The sequence below is a fragment of the Pseudomonas sp. NPDC087336 genome, assembly GCF_044744285.1.
In the GTDB taxonomy this organism is placed as follows: Bacteria; Pseudomonadota; Gammaproteobacteria; order Pseudomonadales; family Pseudomonadaceae; genus Aquipseudomonas.
This window is the reverse complement of the sequence record NZ_JBIUYA010000037.1, coordinates 43,123-61,332: the sequence shown is the minus strand read 5'-3', so window position 1 is coordinate 61,332 and position 18,210 is coordinate 43,123. Positions and strand designations below refer to the sequence as shown.

The window sequence follows — 18,210 nt, the reverse complement described above, 5'->3', positions numbered from 1 at the left end:
GTGTGCGACCAGCTGTCGAACGCGGCATCGGCGGCGCGCACGGCGGCATCGACCTGGGCTTCGCTGGCTTCGTTGATTTCCACCAGCACACGGCCCAGCGCGGGGTTGAACACCGGTTGGGCGGGGCCTTCGCCGGTGAGCAGTTGGCCGTTGATCAGGAGTTGGGTTTGCATGAGTCTGTCCTCCTACAGGGGATTGTTGTTGTCGGTTTCTGAATTTATTTCCCACCACTCCCCGCCACGCTCTCACCACCCCGCGTCAGGTAATAAGCGCCAAGGATCGGCAGCATGGTCACGATCATCACCAGCATCGCCACAACGTTGGTCACCGGTACGTCCCTTGGGCGGCTGAGCTGATTGAGCAGCCACAGCGGCAGGGTGCGTTCGTGGCCGGCGGTGAAGGTGGTGACGATGATCTCGTCGAATGACAGCGCGAACGCCAACATGCCGCCGGCCAGCAGCGCCGAGCCAAGGTTCGGCAGGATGATGTAGCGGAAGGTCTGCCAGCCGTCGGCACCGAGGTCCATGGAGGCTTCGATCAAACTGTGGGACGTACGACGCAAGCGGGCGATGACGTTGTTGTAGACGATCACCACACAGAAGGTCGCGTGGCCGACGATGATGGTGAACATCCCCGGTTCGATGCCCAGCGTCTTGAAGGTCGCCAGCAGCGCGATGCCGGTGATGATCCCCGGCAGGGCGATCGGCAGGATCAGCATCAGCGAGATGCCTTGCTTGCCGAAGAAGTCCCGTCGGTACAACGCCGCCGACGCCAGTGTGCCAAGCACCATGGCAATCGCCGTGGCAATGGCCGCGATCTGCAGCGACAGCTTGATCGCTTCCAGTACGTCGGGCCGCGAGAACGCCACGCCGATCCACTTCAGGGTGAAGCCCTTGGGCGGGAAGCTGAACGCCGCGTCTTCGGTGTTGAAGGCGTACAGGAAGATGATCAGGATCGGGAAGTGTAAAAACACCAGCCCGCCCCAGGCGGCAATGCGCAAACCCAGGGATGCTTTGTCAGAGTGCATCGAAGGCCCCCAGTCGTTTGACGATGGACAGGTAGATGGCGATCAGCACGATCGGCACCAGGGTGAAGGCTGCAGCCATCGGCATATTCCCGATCGCACCTTGTTGGGCATACACCATGCTGCCGACGAAGTACCCCGGCGGGCCCACCAGTTGCGGCACGATGAAATCGCCCAGGGTCAGCGAGAAGGTGAAGATGGAGCCTGCGGCAATCCCCGGAATCGACAGCGGCAAAATCACCTGCATGAAGGTCTGGCGCGGCTTGGCGCCGAGGTCGGCGGAGGCTTGCAGCAGCGATGGCGGCAGACGTTCCAGCGAAGCCTGGATCGGCAGGATCATGAAGGGCAGCCAGATGTAGACGAACACCATGAAACGCCCCAGGTGCGAGGTCGACAAGGTACTGCCGCCGATTCCCGGAATGCCCAGTACGAACTGCAACAAGGGTTCCAGCCCCAGGTTCTGCACAAACCACTGCATCACACCGCCCTTGGCCAGCAGCAGGGTCCAGGCATAGGCCTTGACGATGTAGCTGGCCCACATCGGCATCATCACCGCGATGTAGAAAAATGCCTTGGTTTTACCCGTGGTGTAACGCGCCATGTAATAGGCAATCGGGAACGCGACGATGGCGCTGGCGATGGACACCACGATGGCCATGCTCAGGGTGCGCAGGATGATGTCGAAGTTCGATGGTTGGAACAGCGCGGCGAAGTTCGCCAGGGTCAGGTCGGGCGTGACCGCCATGGTGAAGTCGTCGAACGTGTAGAAACCCTGCCACAGCAACGTCAGCAAGGAGCCCAGGTAGATCGCGCCGAACCACAGCAGCGGCGGCACCAGCAGCATTGACAGGTACAGGTTCGGCCGTCGATACAGCAGGTTGGAAAACCTGCGCAGCGCCGAGCCGCCCGACGAGGTTTGAGAAACAGCCAGGGTGGTCATGTCACACCCCGCCTGTCAGGGTGTCGTGCAGCGGGATCATCGCTTCGCGGGCCCAGCGGGCGCTGAGGCGTTGGCCGGTCTGGTGCTGGGCGCTGGTATCGAGCCATTGATTGTTGGCCTGGCTGATGTTCAGGGTCTGGCCGTTTTCCAGCTTCAATTCATAGCGTGTGGCGCTGCCCTGGTACTGGATGTCGTGCAGCAAGCCGCTGACTTCGATCTCGTGGCTGGCCAGCGGACCTTCGGCGAAACGCACGTGTTCGGGGCGAATCGAAAAGGGCTGCGGATTGCCGCTCAACTGCCGCGCCAGATCACCGCGAATCACGTTGGAAGTGCCGACGAATTCGGCGACAAAGGTGGTTGCCGGTTTCATGTACAGGTTGCGCGGCGAGTCGACCTGTTCGATGCGACCCTTGTTGAACACGGCGACGCGGTCGGACATCGACAGCGCTTCGGTCTGGTCGTGGGTGACGAAGATGAAGGTGATGCCGAGCTGGCGTTGCAACTTCTTCAGTTCGCCTTGCATCTGCTCGCGCAGTTTCAGGTCCAGTGCACCCAGCGGTTCGTCGAGCAACAGCACCCGTGGGCGATTGACCAGGGCGCGGGCCAGGGCGACGCGCTGGCGCTGGCCGCCGGAGAGTTGCACCGGCTTTCGTTCGCCGTAGCCGCCGAGGGCGACCATGTCGAGGGCTTCCTCGGCACGCTTGAGGCGTTCGGCCTTGGCGACACCTTTGACTTTCAAGCCGTAGGCGACGTTGTCGCGAACGTTCATGTGTGGGAACAGCGCGTAATCCTGGAACACAGTGTTCACGTCACGCTGGTACGGCGGCAGGCCGGCGGCCTCCTCACCATGAATACGAATGGAACCCGTGCTCGGTTGTTCAAAACCGGCGATCAGGCGCAGGCAGGTGGTTTTGCCCGAGCCGGAAGGCCCCAGCATGGAGAAGAACTCGCCGTCCTGGATGTCGATGGAAACCCGGTCAACGGCTTTCACTTCGCCGAACTGCCGGGAAACGTTGGTGAACTGGACTGCAAGTGTCATGGTGCGGTGCTCCAAAAAGGCGAAGACCGTCGCAGCGGCCCTGCCTGGACTTCTGAAAAAGCGAACAGCTGATGTGATCGTTCCCACGCTCCGCGTGGGAATGCAGCCCGTGACGCTCTGCGTCACTTCTGCGCGAATGGACGCGGAGCGTCCAGTGATGCATTCCCACGCAGAGCGTGGGAACGATCGGTGGATGTGTTAACGACCGCCCATGATCGCGATGTAGTCCTGGGTCCAGCGGCTGTACGGCACGAACTTGCCGCCTTCAGCCTGCGGGGTTTTCCAGAAGGCGATCTTGTCGAAGTTGTCGAAACCATTGGTCTTGCAGCCCTCGGCACCGAGCAATTCGCTCTCCTTGCACGCTGCCGGTACCGCTGGCAACGAACCGAACCACGCCGCTACGTCACCCTGGACTTTCGGTTGCAGCGACCAGTCCATCCACTTGTAGGCACAGTTGGGGTGCTTGGCATCGGTGTGCAGCATGGTGGTGTCGGCCCACCCGGTGGCGCCTTCTTTCGGGATGGTCGAGGCGATCGGCTGTTTCTCGTTGACCAGGCCGTTGACCTGATATGGCCAGGCCCCGGACGCGACTACGCCTTCGTTCTTGAAGTCACTCATTTGTACGGTGGTGTCGTGCCAGTAGCGGTGAATCAACGGCTGCTGGGCGCGCAACAGATCGAGCACGGCCTTGTACTGTGCTTCGGTCAGTTCGTAGGGGTTCTGGATGCCCAATTCCGGCTTGGCGGATTTCAGGTACAGCGCCGCGTCGGCAATGTAGATCGGGCCGTCATAGGCCTGCACGCGGCCCTTGTTCGGCTTGCCGTCCGGCAGGTTTTCGGCGTTGAACAACACGCCCCAGCTGTCAGGCGCGGTCTTGAATACGTTGGTGTTGTACATCAACACGTTCGGACCCCACTGGTACGGGGTGCCGTAGGTCTGCTTGTTGACCACGTACCACGGCGCATCCTTGAGGCGCGGGTCGAGGTTCTTCCAGTTCGGGATCAACGCCGTGTTGATCGGCTGCACGCGCTTGCCGACGATCAGGCGCAGGGAGGCGTCGCCGGACGCGGTCACCAGGTCATAACCGCCCTTGGCCATCAGGCTGACCATCTCATCGGAGGTCGCAGCGGTTTTCACGTTGACCTTGCAGCCGGTTTCCTTCTCGAAACCGGTCACCCAGTCGTAGGCCTTGTCGCTTTCGCCACGTTCGATGTACCCGGGCCACGCCACGATATCCAGCTGGCCTTCGCCGGCACCGACAGCCTTCAGCGGCTCGGCGGCCTGGGCACTGACACTGGCCAGCAGTAAGGGGGTGATTGCACTGAGCAGTGCGGTCTTGTGCACGAACATGGGATTTCCCTCTTCTTCAAATTATGGTCGGGGCAGTAGTGAACGTGGTGAAGCATGCCGTTAGCGGCTTGTTATTAGCGTAGTCAGAGATGCTGCCCGTGGCGGGCCATGATGTGTCGCACCACGCTGTAGTCCTGGAGTGAATCGCTGGACAGGTCCTTGCCGTAACCCGAACGCTTGAGCCCGCCGTGGGGCATCTCGCTGACCAGCATGAAATGGCTGTTGATCCAGGTACAGCCGTACTGCAACCGCGCGGCGACCTGCATCGCCTTGTCGAGGTTCTGCGTCCAGACCGACGAGGCCAGGCCGTATTCCGAGTCGTTGGCCCAATCCACCGCTTGTTCCAGCTCATCGAAACGGGTCACGGTGACCACCGGCCCGAACACTTCGCGCTGGACGATTTCATCGCCTTGCTTGCAACCGGCGAGCAGGGTCGGCTGGTAATAGAAGCCGGCTCCGGAATGCACCGCCGCACCGGTCACCCGTTCGATATGTGGCTGGCCGAGGGCGCGCTCGACGAAACTGGCCACGCGATCGCGCTGGCGGGTGCTGATCAGCGGGCCGATCTCGTTGTCGGCATCGCGTTTGCCGGCGAAACGCAGGCTGCTGACCGCCGCACCGAGTTCGGCCACCAGGCGGTCGTGAATACCGGCCTGGGCATACACCCGGCACGCGGCGGTGCAGTCCTGGCCGGCGTTGTAATAGCCGTAGGTGCGCACGCCTTCGACCACCGCTTGAATGTCGGCATCGTTGCAGACGATCACTGGCGCTTTGCCGCCCAGTTCGAGGTGCGTGCGCTTGAGGGTTTTTGCCGCGGCCTGGAGGATTTTCTGCCCGGTGACGATATCGCCGGTCAGCGACACCATGCGCACCTTGGGATGGCTGACCAGGTGACTGCCGACGCCTTCGCCACCACCGCAAACAATGTTGATCACGCCAGGCGGCAGGATTTGCGCCAGCGCCGGGGCCAACGCCAGGATCGACAGGGGCGTGTGCTCCGAGGGCTTGAACACCAGGGTGTTGCCGGCGGCCAGGGCCGGGGCGATTTTCCACGCCGCCATCATGATCGGGTAATTCCAGGGTGCAATCGATGCGACCACGCCAATCGGATCGCGCCGCACCATGCTGGTATAGCCCGGCAGGTACTCGCCGCTGAGCTGGCCGGTCTGGCAGCGCACGGCGCCCGCGAAAAAGCGGAACACATCGACCGTGGCGCTCAGGTCGTCCTGGCGGGCCAGGTGCAACGGTTTGCCGCAGTTCAGGGATTCGAGGCGGGCGAGCAGGTCGGCGTTTTTTTCGATGGCGTTGGCGATATCGAGCAACAGGTTCGAGCGTTGCTGCGGGGTGGTCCGCGACCAGCCGGCGAAGGCGCGGTGCGCTGCGAGGATAGCGGCTTCGACTTGGTCGGTGCTGGCTTCGGCGATGTGCGTCAACACTTCGCCTGTTGCCGGGTTGAGGATTGCCTCGACACGACCTTGCCCTGCGACTAATTCACCTTCGATCAACAATGCGGTGAACAACGGGGTCTGTGCGCCAGCCATTCTTCGGGTTCTCTTTTCTTGTGTGGCCATGCTGCTCCCTGTGACCGGGGCTGGCCGTCTTATATAGATACGACAAGACTAGTGCGCAGACCCGAGGTCGACAAATTCTAAATACTGAAGGTGGCGTTCGATTAAATAGATGGCTTGCGCCCGCCGTGGGGTTGCTCGCGCGCCACGGTCAGGAATGGGTCGACCAGTGCCGGACGCGCCGTGCCACGGCGCCAGGCGAGGCCGACATCGAGGGTCTGGCTCAGGTCGGCAATCGGCCGCGCTTCGATGATGTCGCCCTCCAGTGACCAGGGGCGGTAAGTCATGTCGGGCTGGATCGACACGCCGAGGCCGGCCGCCACCAGGCTGCGCACCGCTTCGGTCGAGGCGGTGCGCAGGGTGATGCGTGGTTGCAGGGAGGCGGCGGTCCACATGCGCTGGCCGTTGCGGTCCATTTCATCGACGTTCAATTGAATCAGCGGCTCGCGGGCCACGTCGGCGAGGTTGATGCTGTCGTGTTCCAGCAGCGGATGCTGGGCTGGCAGCCACAGTCGATGGGGCGAATGGGTCAGTACTTCGGTCTGCAGAGCGTGGCGGTCTTCGAGGTTGGAGAGGATCAACACGCCGACATCGATCTCGCCGCTGACCAGCAAGTGTTCGATGTACGGGCGTTCGTCTTCCATCACACGGATTTCGACGTTGGGGTAGGCGCGCTGGAAGCGCGTGAGCAAGTCCGCCAGGTAGTAACCGGCCACCAGGCTGGTCACCCCGACGATCAATTGCCCGGCCACCTGGTCGGTGCTTTGTTGCAGGCTGCGCTTGGCGTTGTCCACAGTGGCCAGGATCAAGTGCGCCTGGCGCAAGAACTGGTGCCCCTGATGGGTCAGGGTCATGCCCTTGGCGTGGCGATTGAACAGGCCGACGCCGATCTCCTGCTCAAGCTGCTGGATCGCCAGGGTCAGGGTGGACTGGGAGATGAACGCGGTTTGCGCGGCAGCGGAGATCGAGCCGGTCTCGGCCACCGCAATGAAGTGACGAATTTGACGCAGGGTCATCATGTGGCCGTACCGAGTGAGCGGTTTTATAGATTTTTTTGAGTGTATATCTTTTTTTCGATGGGGCGGCTGAGCCGTAGTGTTGGGCGCGCACTCCCAAGGCCTAATCATTTGCGGTTTTTTGCCGACTACTCTTGGGACTTCACAATCTTTGAGCTGGGAGGGTGCGCGATGAGTATCAGGAAAATGTCGCTGGCATTGGGACTGTCGCTGGGCCTGGCAGGAAGTTGCCTTGCGTCTGCGCCGATAATCCATTTCCAGGGTGCAATAGTGGAGGCGCCATGCAAGGTCTCTGTTACCGGCCAGGGTTTTGTATTGCGTGGCTGTCCGGGGAGCGCGCAAGGAGACCTGATCAGTGCGCAAAACCTGGAGCCAGTGGTAACTGTCAGTTCTCTCGACTCGCCAGCCGCCTTCGCCAGATTGCAGGTCAATGAGGGGCAGTACAGGTTGGTGGACGCTGCATCCAGACCGATCACTTCGGGCAACTATCGGATAACCCTGGCGTATCCCTGAGCATCATTGCCCCCGGGAATCTGCCGCCCCAGCAACATCTGGAAGCAAACCCGCCGAGAGTCGTCGGGCACTTTCGATCTAGTCTGATGGCCTTAGAGTGCGGTTGAACCCTTTTGTGGAGGCGGAAAATGATCACCCGTGGATTGCTCGACCAGTTGCTCAAGTCGGGCCAGGATTTGTTGCAAAAAAAGACCGGCTCGACGCAGAACCAGGGGGCGAACAGTGGCATCGGCAGCTTGCTCTCCGGTGCAGGCGGCGGTGCCCTGGCGGCCGGGGCCATGGGCCTGCTGCTGGGTAACAAGAAGGCGCGCAAGGTCGGGGGCAAGGTCGCTATTTACGGCGGGCTCGCGGCGCTAGGCGTTATTGCCTACAAAGCCTACGGCAACTGGCAGGCCCAGCAGGGCACAGCCCCGAGGACCGAACCGCAAACCCTCGATCGCTTGCCGACGGCGCAAGTCGAGCAGCACAGCCAGGCGATTCTCAAGGCCCTGGTGGCCGCGGCCAAGGCCGACGGTCATATCGACGCGCGCGAACGCGAGCTGATCGAAGGCGAGTTCAGCAAGCTCGACAACGATCAGGAACTGCAACACTGGCTGCATGCCGAACTGAACAAGCCGCTGGATCCGACCGATGTGGCCCGTGCCGCCAGGACCCCGGAAATGGCGGCCGAAATGTATATCGCCAGCGTGATGCTGGTGGATGAGGAGAGCTTCATGGAGAAGTCCTACCTCGATGAACTGGCGCGGCAACTCAAGCTGGACCCGGGGCTGAAGGCCGAGCTGGAGAATCAGGTGAGGCTGGCTGCGGTGTAACCCTCAAGACCGCCATCGCGGGCACGCCACGCTCCTACGGACAGGTTGACCTGTAGGAGCGTGGCTTGCCCGCGAAGAGATTTCGGGCACGCCCGACTTCTTGTTGGCCAATCCACGGTCCCTTTCCTGCGAAATGCCACTGGCACACTTCCCAAGCAATATCGGAAAATCCCCACCCAAAAGCCCATCCTGGATTTTTCCGCGGGATGAGAAGTGGTGCGCAACCGTCTTATAAATGAAACAGCGCCCTCGGCTATACTCCCCGCATTTCGAATGCCCCCGAGGACTGACTGTGAAGAACTGGACGTTGCGCCAACGCATTTTGGCGAGCTTTGCGGTAATTATCGCCATCATGTTGCTGATGGTGGTCGTCTCGTATTCGCGGTTGTTGAAGATCGAGACCAGCGAAGCCAGCGTTCGTGAGGATGCGCTGCCGGGCTTGTATTACAGCTCGATGGTTCGCGGCGCCTGGTCCGACAGTTATCTGCGGATGCTGGAGATGCTGGGACTGGAGCAGGGCCAGGGCTTCACCGCCAAGGATGCGGCGGACTTCAAGGACTTCTCCGCGCGCCTGCAAGAGCAGATGGAGCTTTATCGTGCCACGGTGACGACGGACGAAGACAAGGTCGAGTATGCCGCATTTGAAAAACTCCACGAGGACTACCAACGGATCCTGCTCGCCGTTACCGAGTTGCATAAACGCAATCAGGACGCCGAAGCCATCAGGATGTTCAACGAAGAGCTGACCCCCACCTGGACGGCCGGTCGAATGAAGCTCAGTGATATTCTGCGTCACAATAAAGCCGTGGCGGATCAGGATGTGGCGGCTATCGATGATGCAGTCGTCACCGCCAAAGTCATCATGGGCATTTCCCTGGTGATCGCAGTGCTGGCCGCCGGCCTTTGCGGCCTGCTGCTGATGCGCGCAATCATGGCGCCGATGAATCGCATCGTGAACATCCTCGAAATCATGCGCACTGGCGATCTGAGCTCGCGTCTCAATCTTGAGCGCAAGGACGAATTCGGTGCCGTGGAAACCGGCTTCAACGACATGATGACCGAGCTGACCTCCCTGGTGTCCCAGGCCCAGCGCTCGTCGGTGCAAGTGACCACCTCGGTCACCGAGATCGCTGCGACGTCCAAGCAACAGCAGGCCACCGCTACCGAAACGGCCGCCACCACCACTGAAATCGGCGCGACTTCCCGGGAAATCGCCGCCACCTCACGGGACCTGGTACGCACCATGACCGAAGTGTCCACCGCCGCCGACCAGGCCTCGGTGGCTGCCGGTTCCGGGCAACAGGGCCTGGCGCGCATGGAAGAGACCATGCATTCGGTGATGGGTGCGGCCGACCTGGTCAACGCCAAGCTGGCGATCCTCAACGAGAAGGCCGGCAACATCAACCAGGTGGTGGTGACCATCGTCAAGGTCGCCGACCAGACCAACCTGTTGTCGCTCAACGCGGCGATCGAAGCCGAGAAGGCCGGCGAATACGGTCGCGGTTTTGCCGTGGTCGCCACCGAAGTCCGGCGCCTGGCGGACCAGACCGCCGTTGCCACCTATGACATCGAACAGATGGTGCGTGAGATTCAATCGGCGGTGTCGGCCGGTGTGATGGGCATGGACAAGTTCTCCGAGGAAGTGCGCCGCGGCATGTTCGAGGTGCAGCAGGTCGGCGAGCAGTTGTCGCAGATCATCCATCAGGTCCAGGCGCTGGCGCCGCGGGTATTGATGGTCAACGAAGGCATGCAGGCCCAGGCAACCGGTGCCGAGCAGATCAACCACGCGCTGGTGCAATTGGGCGATGCCAGCAGCCAGACCGTCGAATCCCTGCGCCAGGCCAGTTTTGCCATCGACGAACTGAGCCAGGTGGCCGTAGGGCTGCGTAGCGGCGTTTCGCGATTCAAAGTCTGATGAGCGAACTCACGGCCAAGCGCACTGCCGTGAAGCAGGCCGCGCATGCGTTGTTCCTGGTGTTTCGCATCGGTCACGAGCGGTATGCCTTGCAGGCGATCGAGGTGGCGGAAGTAATGCCGCGCCTGCCATTGAAGCCGATTGCCCAGGCGCCGCACTGGGTCGCGGGGGTATTGGCCTATCGCGGCGCGGTGGTGCCGGTCATCGACCTCAGCGCATTGACCTTTGGCACGCCCGCGCAGGCGCGCACCAGCACACGCCTGGTGCTGGTGCATTACCGCCCGGATGCAACCGCCCCCGCGCAGTTGCTCGGGCTGATCCTGGAACGGGCCACTGACACCTTGCGATGCAACCCGGCGGATTTCCAACCCTATGGCCTGGACAATCCCCAGGCGCCGTACCTGGGCCCCGTGCGTGAAGATGCCCAGGGTTTGTTGCAATGGGTGCGGGTGGCCGATCTGCTGGACGATCAGGTGCGTGCGCTGTTGTACCCGACGCCACCCCTGGACCCGGTATCGCTGGAGCAGTGGCAATGAGCAGCGACCAGCGGTTTTTCGACTTCCTCAAGGAGCGCATCGGCCTCGACGTGACGTCTGTCGGCCCGGCGATCATCGAGCGTGCGGTACGTCAACGCAGTGCCGCGTCCCAGGTGCAGACGGCCGACGAGTACTGGCGCACCTTGCAGTGTTCCAGCGACGAGCAGCAAGCGCTGATCGAGGCGGTGATCGTCCCTGAGACCTGGTTTTTCCGTTACCCGGAATCCTTCGCCACCCTGGCGAAACTGGCGGCCAGGCGCCAGGCCGACCTCAACAACATGCGCGCCCTGCGAATTCTCAGCCTGCCGTGCTCCACCGGCGAAGAGCCTTATTCGATTGCCATGGCGCTGCTGGATGCCGGGTTCAAGCCGCACCAGTTCAAGGTCGAAGGCATGGACGTCAGCCCGTTGTCGGTGGAAAAAGCCCGGCGAGCGCTGTACGGCAAAAATTCGTTTCGCGGGCAGGACATTGCGTTTCGCGACCGCCATTTCACCGCCGAAGATGACGGCTATCGACTCAGCCCCCGGGTGCTGGAACAGGTGCACCTGCAGGTCGGCAATCTGCTCGATCCGGCCTTGCTCGCCAACGAGCCGCCCTATGACTTCGTGTTCTGCCGCAATCTGCTGATCTACTTCGACCTGTCGACGCAAAAACAGGTTTTCGAGGTGCTCAAGCGCCTGACCCATGTTGATGGCGTACTGTTTATCGGCCCGGCAGAGGGCAGCCTGCTGGGGCGCCTGGGCATGCGTTCGATTGGCATCGCGCAATCCTTTGCCTTCAGTCGCCATAGCGCGCCAGAGCCCGAGCCTCTACCGACATTCGTACCCACGCCGTTGCCGGTGCCACAACCTGTGCGCAGGATCGCGCCGGTGCCGACTCAACGGCGCCCGTTCGCCAGCGTTACGCAGGCATCGCGCTCTGTTGCTCCGAACAAATCCGACGCCGCCGCGCTGCTGGCCAACGTCGCCGCGCTGGCCAACGAAGGCCGAAGCGCCGAAGCCCGTGCCGCCTGCGATAACTATCTACGCCACCACGAACCGGTGGCCCAGGTGTTTTATTGGCTGGGACTGCTCAGCGATGTCGCCGGCAGCGTCCTTGAAGCCCAGGGTTTTTATCGCAAGGCGCTGTACCTTGAACCGCAACATGCCGACGCGTTGATGCACCTGGCCGCCTTGCTGCAATCCCAGGGCGATACGGCGGGAGCCCGACGATTGCAGGATCGCGCCGCCCGCAGTGAGCGCGCCGCCGACAGTGAGCGTAAACGATGATCGCCTCCGACTCCTTGAGCGTCACCCATGACGATGCCCAGGCCATCGACGACTGCTGGAACCGCATCGGTATTCACGGCGACAAGTCCTGCCCGCTGCTGATCGAACACATTCATTGCCGCAATTGCGCGGTGTACTCGGCGGCCGCCACGCGACTGCTGGATCGCTACGCGTTGCAGCAGGAAGACCGCGCGTCAGCGTCCGTTGCCGTCGAGAGCGAGGTGAAAACCCGTTCGCTGTTGATGTTCCGCCTCGGCGAAGAATGGCTGGGCCTGGCCACTCGCAGCCTGGTGGAAGTGGCACCGTTGCAGACCATTCACTCATTGCCGCATCAACGCTCCCGCGCCTTGCTCGGGGTGGCGAATGTGCGGGGTGCGTTGGTGGCGTGCCTCTCTCTGGTCGAATTGCTGGGGCTCGATAGCACCAGCAGCGTGGCCGCAGGCGTCCGGGTCATGCCGCGTATGCTGATCATCGCCGCCCACGGCGGTCCGGTGGTGGTACCGGTAGACGAAGTGGACGGGATTCATGCCATTGACGAACGCATCCTCGAGGCGGCGTCCCGCTCTGGCTCGCAGGCCAATGCCAGGTACACCCGTGGCGTGCTGCAATTCAAGGGTCGCAGCCTGCGTTGGCTGGATGAAGAGCAGTTGCTGTCCGCCGTGACCCGGAGTCTCACATGACCCCCGAGCAAATGCGCGACTCCTCTTTGCTGGAACTGTTCAGCCTGGAAGCCGAGGCCCAGACCCAGGTGCTGAGCGCAGGTTTGTTGGCGCTGGAGCGTGATCCGACCCAGGCCGATCATCTCGAATCGTGCATGCGTGCGGCGCATTCGCTAAAAGGCGCAGCCCGGATCGTCGGTGTCGATGCCGGCGTCAGCGTCGCGCATGTCATGGAGGATTGCCTGGTCAGTGCCCAGGAAGGGCGCCTGTACCTGCGTCCGGAACACATCGATGCGTTGCTGCAAGGCACCGACCTGTTGATGCGCATCGCGACGCCGAACAGTGTGTCGGGGCCTGCGGAAATCGACGCCTATGTCGCGTTGATGGGGCGCTTGCTCGATCCGATGGCCGCTGTGGTACCGAACCTGGCTCCCGCTGCACCTGCGATGGCAGAGCTGCAACTGGAAGCGCTCGTACCGGTGATGGAAGAGCCGGAGCCGCTGCCGGTCCCGCCGAAACAGTCCCGGCGCACCACCGAAAACGGCGAGCGCGTGCTGCGGGTCACGGCCGAACGCCTGAACAGCCTGCTCGATCTGTCGAGCAAATCCCTGGTGGAAACCCTGCGGCTCAAACCGCACCTAGCCACCATGCAGCGGCTCAAGCGCATGCAGAGCAACAGCCTGCGGGCCCTGGAAAATCTCAACGTCCATCTCAAGGACCAGGCCCTGAGCCTTGAAGCCCGGGAAGCCCTCGAGGATGCCCGCCGGCTCTTGTCTGAGTCCCAGCAATTACTGGTGGAAAAAAACGCCGAGCTGGATGAGTTCGCCTGGCAGGCCAGTCAGCGCGCGCAAGTGCTGTACGACACCGCCCTGGCTTGTCGCATGCGGCCGTTCGCCGATGTCCTGACGGGGCAGGTACGGATGGTCCGCGACCTCGGTCGCAGCCTCGGCAAGCAAGTGCGGCTGGAAATCGAGGGGGAGAAAACCCAGGTCGACCGTGACGTCCTGGAGAAACTCGAAGCGCCCCTGACGCACCTGCTGCGCAACGCCGTGGATCACGGTATCGAAACCCCGGAGCAACGATTGTTGGCCGGCAAGCCGGAGGAAGGCCTGATTCGTCTGCGCGCATCCCATCAAGCCGGCTTGCTGGTACTGGAACTGAGCGATGATGGCAATGGCGTCGATCTGGAAAAGGTCCGGCGCAGCATCGTCGAACGCCAATTGTCCCCGGCCGATACCGCCGCGCAATTGAACGAAGAGGAACTGCTGACCTTCCTGTTCCTGCCCGGCTTCAGTCTGCGCGACACGGTCACCGAAGTCTCCGGGCGAGGCGTCGGCCTGGATGCGGTGCAGCACATGGTGCGCCAGTTGCGCGGCGCGGTGGTGCTCGAGCAGACGGCGGGCGAGGGCAGTCGCTTCCATCTTGAGGTGCCACTGACCCTGTCGGTGGTGCGCAGCCTGGTGGTGGACGTCGGCGGCGAGGCCTATGCCTTCCCGCTGGCCCACATCGAACGCATGTGCGATCTGGAACCGGCCGATATCGTCCAGGTCGAGGGGCGCCAGCATTTCTGGCATGAAGGCCGGCATGTCGGGCTGGTCGCCGCCAGCCAATTGCTGCAGCGTCCGGCGAGCCCAGGCAGCCAGCAAACCCTGAAAGTCGTGGTGATCCGTGAGCGCGATACGATTTATGGCGTTGCGGTCGAGCGCTTTATCGGCGAGCGCACCTTGGTCGTGCTGCCCCTGGATGAGCGCCTGGGCAAGGTCCAGGACATCTCCGCCGGGGCTCTGCTGGACGACGGTTCGGTGGTGTTGATCGTCGACGTCGAAGACATGCTGCGTTCGGTGGACAAATTGCTCAACACCGGGCGTCTGGAGCGCATTGCGCGCCACAGCAACCAGGCCGTCGAAGTGACCCGCAAGCGGGTCCTGGTGGTCGACGACTCCCTGACCGTGCGTGAGCTGCAGCGCAAGTTGCTGCTCAATCGGGGTTATGACGTGGCCGTGGCGGTCGATGGTATGGACGGCTGGAATGCCTTGCGTTCGGAAGATTTCGACCTCTTGATCACCGACATCGACATGCCGCGCATGGATGGCATCGAGTTGGTGTCGTTGTTGCGCCGGGACAATCGCTTGCAATCGCTGCCGGTGATGGTGGTGTCCTACAAGGATCGTGAAGAAGACCGTCGTCGTGGACTGGACGCCGGGGCCGACTATTATCTAGCCAAAGCCAGTTTTCACGACGACGCCCTGCTCGATGCAGTGGTTGAGCTCATTGGAGGAGCACGGGCATGAAGATAGCAATCGTCAACGACATGCCAATGGCCGTGGAAGCCTTGCGCCGGGCATTGGCTTTCGAGCCGGCACACCAGGTGATCTGGGTCGCGGGCAATGGCAAAGAAGCGGTACAAAAGTGTGCCGAACAGACGCCAGACCTGATCCTGATGGATTTGATCATGCCAGTGATGGACGGTGTGGAAGCCACCCGGCGCATCATGGCGCAAACGCCCTGCGCGATCGTCATCGTTACTGTCGATCGCCAGCAGAACGTGCACCGGGTATTCGAGGCCATGGGCCATGGCGCGCTGGATGTGGTCGACACGCCGGCCCTCGGCGCGGGCAATGCCCAGGAAGCGGCGGCACCGTTGTTACGCAAGATCATGAACATCGGCTGGCTGATCGGCGATAAGGGCAATCGGGAGCGCTCGGCACCGAACCCGACGCGCAGCTCGGGCACGCGCCAGAGCCTGATCGCCATCGGTTCGTCCGCTGGCGGGCCGGCAGCGCTGGAACTCCTGCTCAAGGGGCTGCCCCGGGAATTTTCCCCGGCCATCGTGCTGGTGCAACACGTCGACCAAGTGTTTGCCGCCGGCATGGCCGAATGGCTCGGCAGCGCCAGCGGCCTGAATGTACGCCTGGCCCAGGAGGGCGAACCGCCGCAAGGCGGCACCGTGCTGCTGGCGGGCACCAACCACCATATTCGCTTGTTGAAAAACGGCACGCTGGCCTACACGGCCGAACCGGTCAACGAAATCTACAGGCCCTCTATCGATGTGTTTTTCGAGAGCGTGGCCAGTTACTGGCATGGCGATGCGGTCGGCGTTTTGTTGACCGGCATGGGGCGTGACGGGGCGCAAGGGCTTAAACTCTTGCGCCAGCAGGGCTACCTGACCATCGCACAGGACCAGCAGAGCAGTGCGGTGTACGGCATGCCGAAGGCGGCAGCGGCCATCGATGCCGCCGTGGAAATACGCCCGCTGGAAAAGATAGCGCCACGATTGCTGGAGATTTTCCCCAAGTGATCCTCTCAACCGCAATCCTGGCCCAAGTAATATTCAGGTGAACGCACATGAATGATTTACAGCTCGACGATTTCAAGACTGACGAATATGCCGCCATGGTGCTATTGGTGGACGATCAGGCCATGATCGGCGAGGCAGTACGACGCGGTTTGTCGAACGAAGAAAACATCGACTTCCACTTTTGCGCCGACCCGCACCAGGCCATTGCCCATGCGGTTCGTATTAAGCCGACGGTGATCCTGCAGGACCTGGTCATGCCCGGCCTGGACGGCCTGAGCCTGGTGCGCGAATACCGCAACCACCCGGCGACCAAGGACATTCCGATCATCGTCCTGTCGACCAAGGAAGACCCGCTGATCAAGAGTGCGGCGTTCGCAGCCGGGGCCAATGATTACCTGGTCAAGCTGCCGGACAACATCGAGCTGGTGGCGCGCATTCGCTATCACTCGCGCTCCTACATGACGTTGCTGCAGCGTGATGCGGCGTACCGTGCCTTGCGGGTCAGCCAGCAGCAGTTGCTCGATACCAACCTGGTGCTGCAACGCCTGATGAACTCCGACGGCCTGACCGGGCTGTCGAACCGTCGGCATTTCGATGAGTACCTGGAGCTTGAATGGCGCCGCTCGCTGCGTGAGCAGACCCAGCTGTCGCTGCTGATGATCGATGTGGACTACTTCAAGACCTACAACGACACCTTCGGCCACCTGGAAGGCGACGAAGCCCTGCGCCAGGTCGCCGCGGCGATCCGTGACGCCAGCTCCCGGCCTTCCGACCTGCCGGCCCGTTACGGCGGCGAAGAATTCGCCCTGGTGCTGCCCAACACCTCACAGGGCGGTGCGCGCCTGGTGGCGGAAAAACTGCGCATGACCGTGGCGGCGCTGAAGATCCCGCATATTGCCCCGACCGAAGGATCGAGCCTGACCATCAGCATCGGCCTGTCGACCATCACCCCGACAGCAGGCAGCAATTGCCGGGAATTGATCTCGGCGGCGGACAAGGGGCTGTACCTGGCGAAGAACAATGGGCGTAATCAGGTGGGCATCGCGTAGGCAGGCCTTTTCGGCCAAGCGGACTGCCGTTCCAGGCCGTTTGCCGTTATACTCGCCGGCTTTCAAAAGTTCGCCAACGAGTGCTGCCCGCCATGGAAATCAACCCGATCCTTAACACCATCAAGGACCTGTCCGAGCGCTCCGAAACCATTCGGGGGTATCTTTGACTACGATCAAAAGCATGAGCGTCTGACCGAAGTCAATCGCGAGCTTGAAGATCCGAGTGTCTGGAACAAACCTGAGTACGCCCAGGAGCTGGGCCGCGAGCGCTCTGCGCTGGCGCAGATCGTCGAGACGCTGGACGAATTGAACACGGGTCTGGCCGATTGCCGCGACCTGCTGGACATGGCCGTCGAAGAAAACGACGAAGGCGCAGTGGGCGATGTCGTCGCCGAGCTGGCCCGTCTTGAGGAAAACCTCGCCAAGCTTGAATTCCGCCGCATGTTCAGCCATGAAATGGACCCGAACAACGCGTACCTGGACATCCAGGCCGGTTCCGGTGGCACCGAGGCCCAGGACTGGGCCAACATCCTGCTGCGCATGTACCTGCGCTGGGCCGATAAACGCGGTTTCGACGCGACCATCATGGAGCTGTCGGCCGGTGAAGTCGCCGGGATCAAGGGCGCCACCGTGCACATCAAGGGCGAATACGCCTTTGGCTGGCTGCGTACCGAGATCGGCGTGCACCGCCTGGTGCGCAAGAGCCCGTTCGACTCCGGCAACCGCCGTCACACCTCGTTCTGCGCGGTGTTCGTCTCGCCAGAGATCGATGACAAGGTGGAAATCGAGATCAACCCGGCCGACCTGCGGATCGACACCTATCGTTCCTCCGGTGCCGGTGGCCAGCACGTAAACACCACCGACTCGGCCGTACGTATCACCCACGTACCGACCAATACCGTGGTCAGCTGCCAGAACGAACGTTCCCAGCACGCCAACAAGGACACCGCCATGAAAATGCTGCGGGCCAAGTTGTACGAGCAGGAAATGCAGAAACGCAACGCCGCGTCGCAAGCGCTGGAAGACACCAAGTCCGACATCGGCTGGGGTCACCAGATTCGCTCGTACGTGCTTGATGCGTCGCGGATCAAGGATCTGCGCACCAACATCGAACGTAGCGACTGCGACAAGGTACTCGACGGCGACATCGACGAATACCTGGAAGCCAGCCTGAAATCCGGGCTGTAAAAGACGCAATACAGCATCGGCTGATTCAACCCGAT

At 62.0% G+C, this 18,210-nt stretch carries 16 protein-coding genes; 9 read left to right on the top strand and 7 right to left on the bottom strand.

Features of this window, described 5'->3' with window-relative positions; translation table 11 throughout:
• The 7 genes from ACIO0C_RS27195 to ACIO0C_RS27165 all read right to left on the bottom strand — a co-directional run.
• Positions 1–173: aldehyde dehydrogenase family protein (locus tag ACIO0C_RS27195; protein ID WP_401316898.1), on the bottom strand; the 173-nt coding region annotated here is incomplete at its 3' end.
• A 44-nt stretch (positions 174–217) separates the two neighbouring features.
• Positions 218–1,027 (bottom strand): ABC transporter permease, encoded by an 810-nt coding sequence (locus tag ACIO0C_RS27190; RefSeq protein WP_401316894.1) that lies wholly within the window; start codon positions 1,025–1,027, stop codon positions 218–220.
• Positions 1,017–1,964, bottom strand: coding sequence for an ABC transporter permease (locus tag ACIO0C_RS27185; RefSeq protein ID WP_401316891.1), 948 nt, complete (start codon positions 1,962–1,964; stop codon positions 1,017–1,019). The genes ACIO0C_RS27190 and ACIO0C_RS27185 overlap by 11 nt, the downstream gene beginning before the upstream one ends.
• Position 1,965: 1 nt before the next feature.
• The gene (locus ACIO0C_RS27180; protein WP_401316889.1) at positions 1,966–3,003 is read right to left on the bottom strand and encodes an ABC transporter ATP-binding protein; all 1,038 of its coding nucleotides are present in this window, start codon (positions 3,001–3,003) and stop codon (positions 1,966–1,968) included.
• 198 nt (positions 3,004–3,201) lie between these two features.
• Entirely contained in the window at positions 3,202–4,353 is a 1,152-nt protein-coding gene (gene ydcS / locus ACIO0C_RS27175) for a putative ABC transporter substrate-binding protein YdcS (RefSeq protein WP_401316886.1), read from the bottom strand.
• Positions 4,354–4,436: 83 nt separating this feature from the next.
• On the bottom strand, positions 4,437–5,894 hold the full coding sequence (locus ACIO0C_RS27170) for a gamma-aminobutyraldehyde dehydrogenase (protein ID WP_401316884.1): 1,458 nt from the start codon (positions 5,892–5,894) through the stop codon (positions 4,437–4,439).
• 131 nt (positions 5,895–6,025) lie between these two features.
• Entirely contained in the window at positions 6,026–6,940 is a 915-nt protein-coding gene (locus ACIO0C_RS27165; RefSeq protein ID WP_401316881.1) for a LysR family transcriptional regulator, read from the bottom strand.
• Between the two features lie 638 nt (positions 6,941–7,578).
• Between ACIO0C_RS27165 and ACIO0C_RS27160 the strand changes: the two genes are divergently transcribed.
• The 9 genes from ACIO0C_RS27160 to prfB all read left to right on the top strand — a co-directional run bounded on the left by ACIO0C_RS27160 (position 7,579) and on the right by prfB (position 18,175).
• Positions 7,579–8,262 carry a tellurite resistance TerB family protein gene (locus tag ACIO0C_RS27160; RefSeq protein ID WP_401316879.1) on the top strand — a complete coding sequence of 228 codons (684 nt, stop codon included), beginning with the start codon at positions 7,579–7,581 and terminating at the stop codon, positions 8,260–8,262.
• Positions 8,263–8,554: 292 nt separating this feature from the next.
• Positions 8,555–10,177 (top strand): methyl-accepting chemotaxis protein, encoded by a 1,623-nt coding sequence (locus ACIO0C_RS27155; RefSeq protein ID WP_401316877.1) that lies wholly within the window; start codon positions 8,555–8,557, stop codon positions 10,175–10,177.
• Complete coding sequence (locus ACIO0C_RS27150) at positions 10,177–10,713, top strand: chemotaxis protein CheW (RefSeq protein ID WP_401316874.1); 537 nt, start codon at positions 10,177–10,179, stop codon at positions 10,711–10,713. Before ACIO0C_RS27155 ends, ACIO0C_RS27150 begins: the two co-directional genes overlap by 1 nt.
• On the top strand, positions 10,710–11,981 hold the full coding sequence (locus ACIO0C_RS27145; protein ID WP_401316871.1) for a CheR family methyltransferase: 1,272 nt from the start codon (positions 10,710–10,712) through the stop codon (positions 11,979–11,981). The genes ACIO0C_RS27150 and ACIO0C_RS27145 overlap by 4 nt, the downstream gene beginning before the upstream one ends.
• Positions 11,978–12,661 (top strand): chemotaxis protein CheW, encoded by a 684-nt coding sequence (locus ACIO0C_RS27140; RefSeq protein ID WP_401316868.1) that lies wholly within the window; start codon positions 11,978–11,980, stop codon positions 12,659–12,661. Before ACIO0C_RS27145 ends, ACIO0C_RS27140 begins: the two co-directional genes overlap by 4 nt.
• Positions 12,658–14,931 (top strand): hybrid sensor histidine kinase/response regulator, encoded by a 2,274-nt coding sequence (locus ACIO0C_RS27135; protein WP_401316865.1) that lies wholly within the window; start codon positions 12,658–12,660, stop codon positions 14,929–14,931. Before ACIO0C_RS27140 ends, ACIO0C_RS27135 begins: the two co-directional genes overlap by 4 nt.
• The gene (locus ACIO0C_RS27130; protein WP_401316862.1) at positions 14,928–15,938 is read left to right on the top strand and encodes a chemotaxis response regulator protein-glutamate methylesterase; all 1,011 of its coding nucleotides are present in this window, start codon (positions 14,928–14,930) and stop codon (positions 15,936–15,938) included. Before ACIO0C_RS27135 ends, ACIO0C_RS27130 begins: the two co-directional genes overlap by 4 nt.
• A 47-nt stretch (positions 15,939–15,985) precedes the next feature.
• Positions 15,986–16,987: a diguanylate cyclase domain-containing protein gene (locus ACIO0C_RS27125; protein ID WP_401316860.1), complete on the top strand. Its 1,002-nt coding sequence runs from the start codon at positions 15,986–15,988 to the stop codon at positions 16,985–16,987.
• 92 nt (positions 16,988–17,079) lie between these two features.
• Positions 17,080–18,175, top strand: a protein-coding gene (gene prfB / locus ACIO0C_RS27120; RefSeq protein WP_401316857.1) for a peptide chain release factor 2 whose coding sequence is annotated in 2 segments (ribosomal slippage) — positions 17,080–17,151 and positions 17,153–18,175 — 1,095 coding nt in all. Because the reading frame shifts where the segments join, the coding sequence is not laid out codon by codon here.
• The last annotated feature ends 35 nt before the right edge of the window (positions 18,176–18,210 follow it).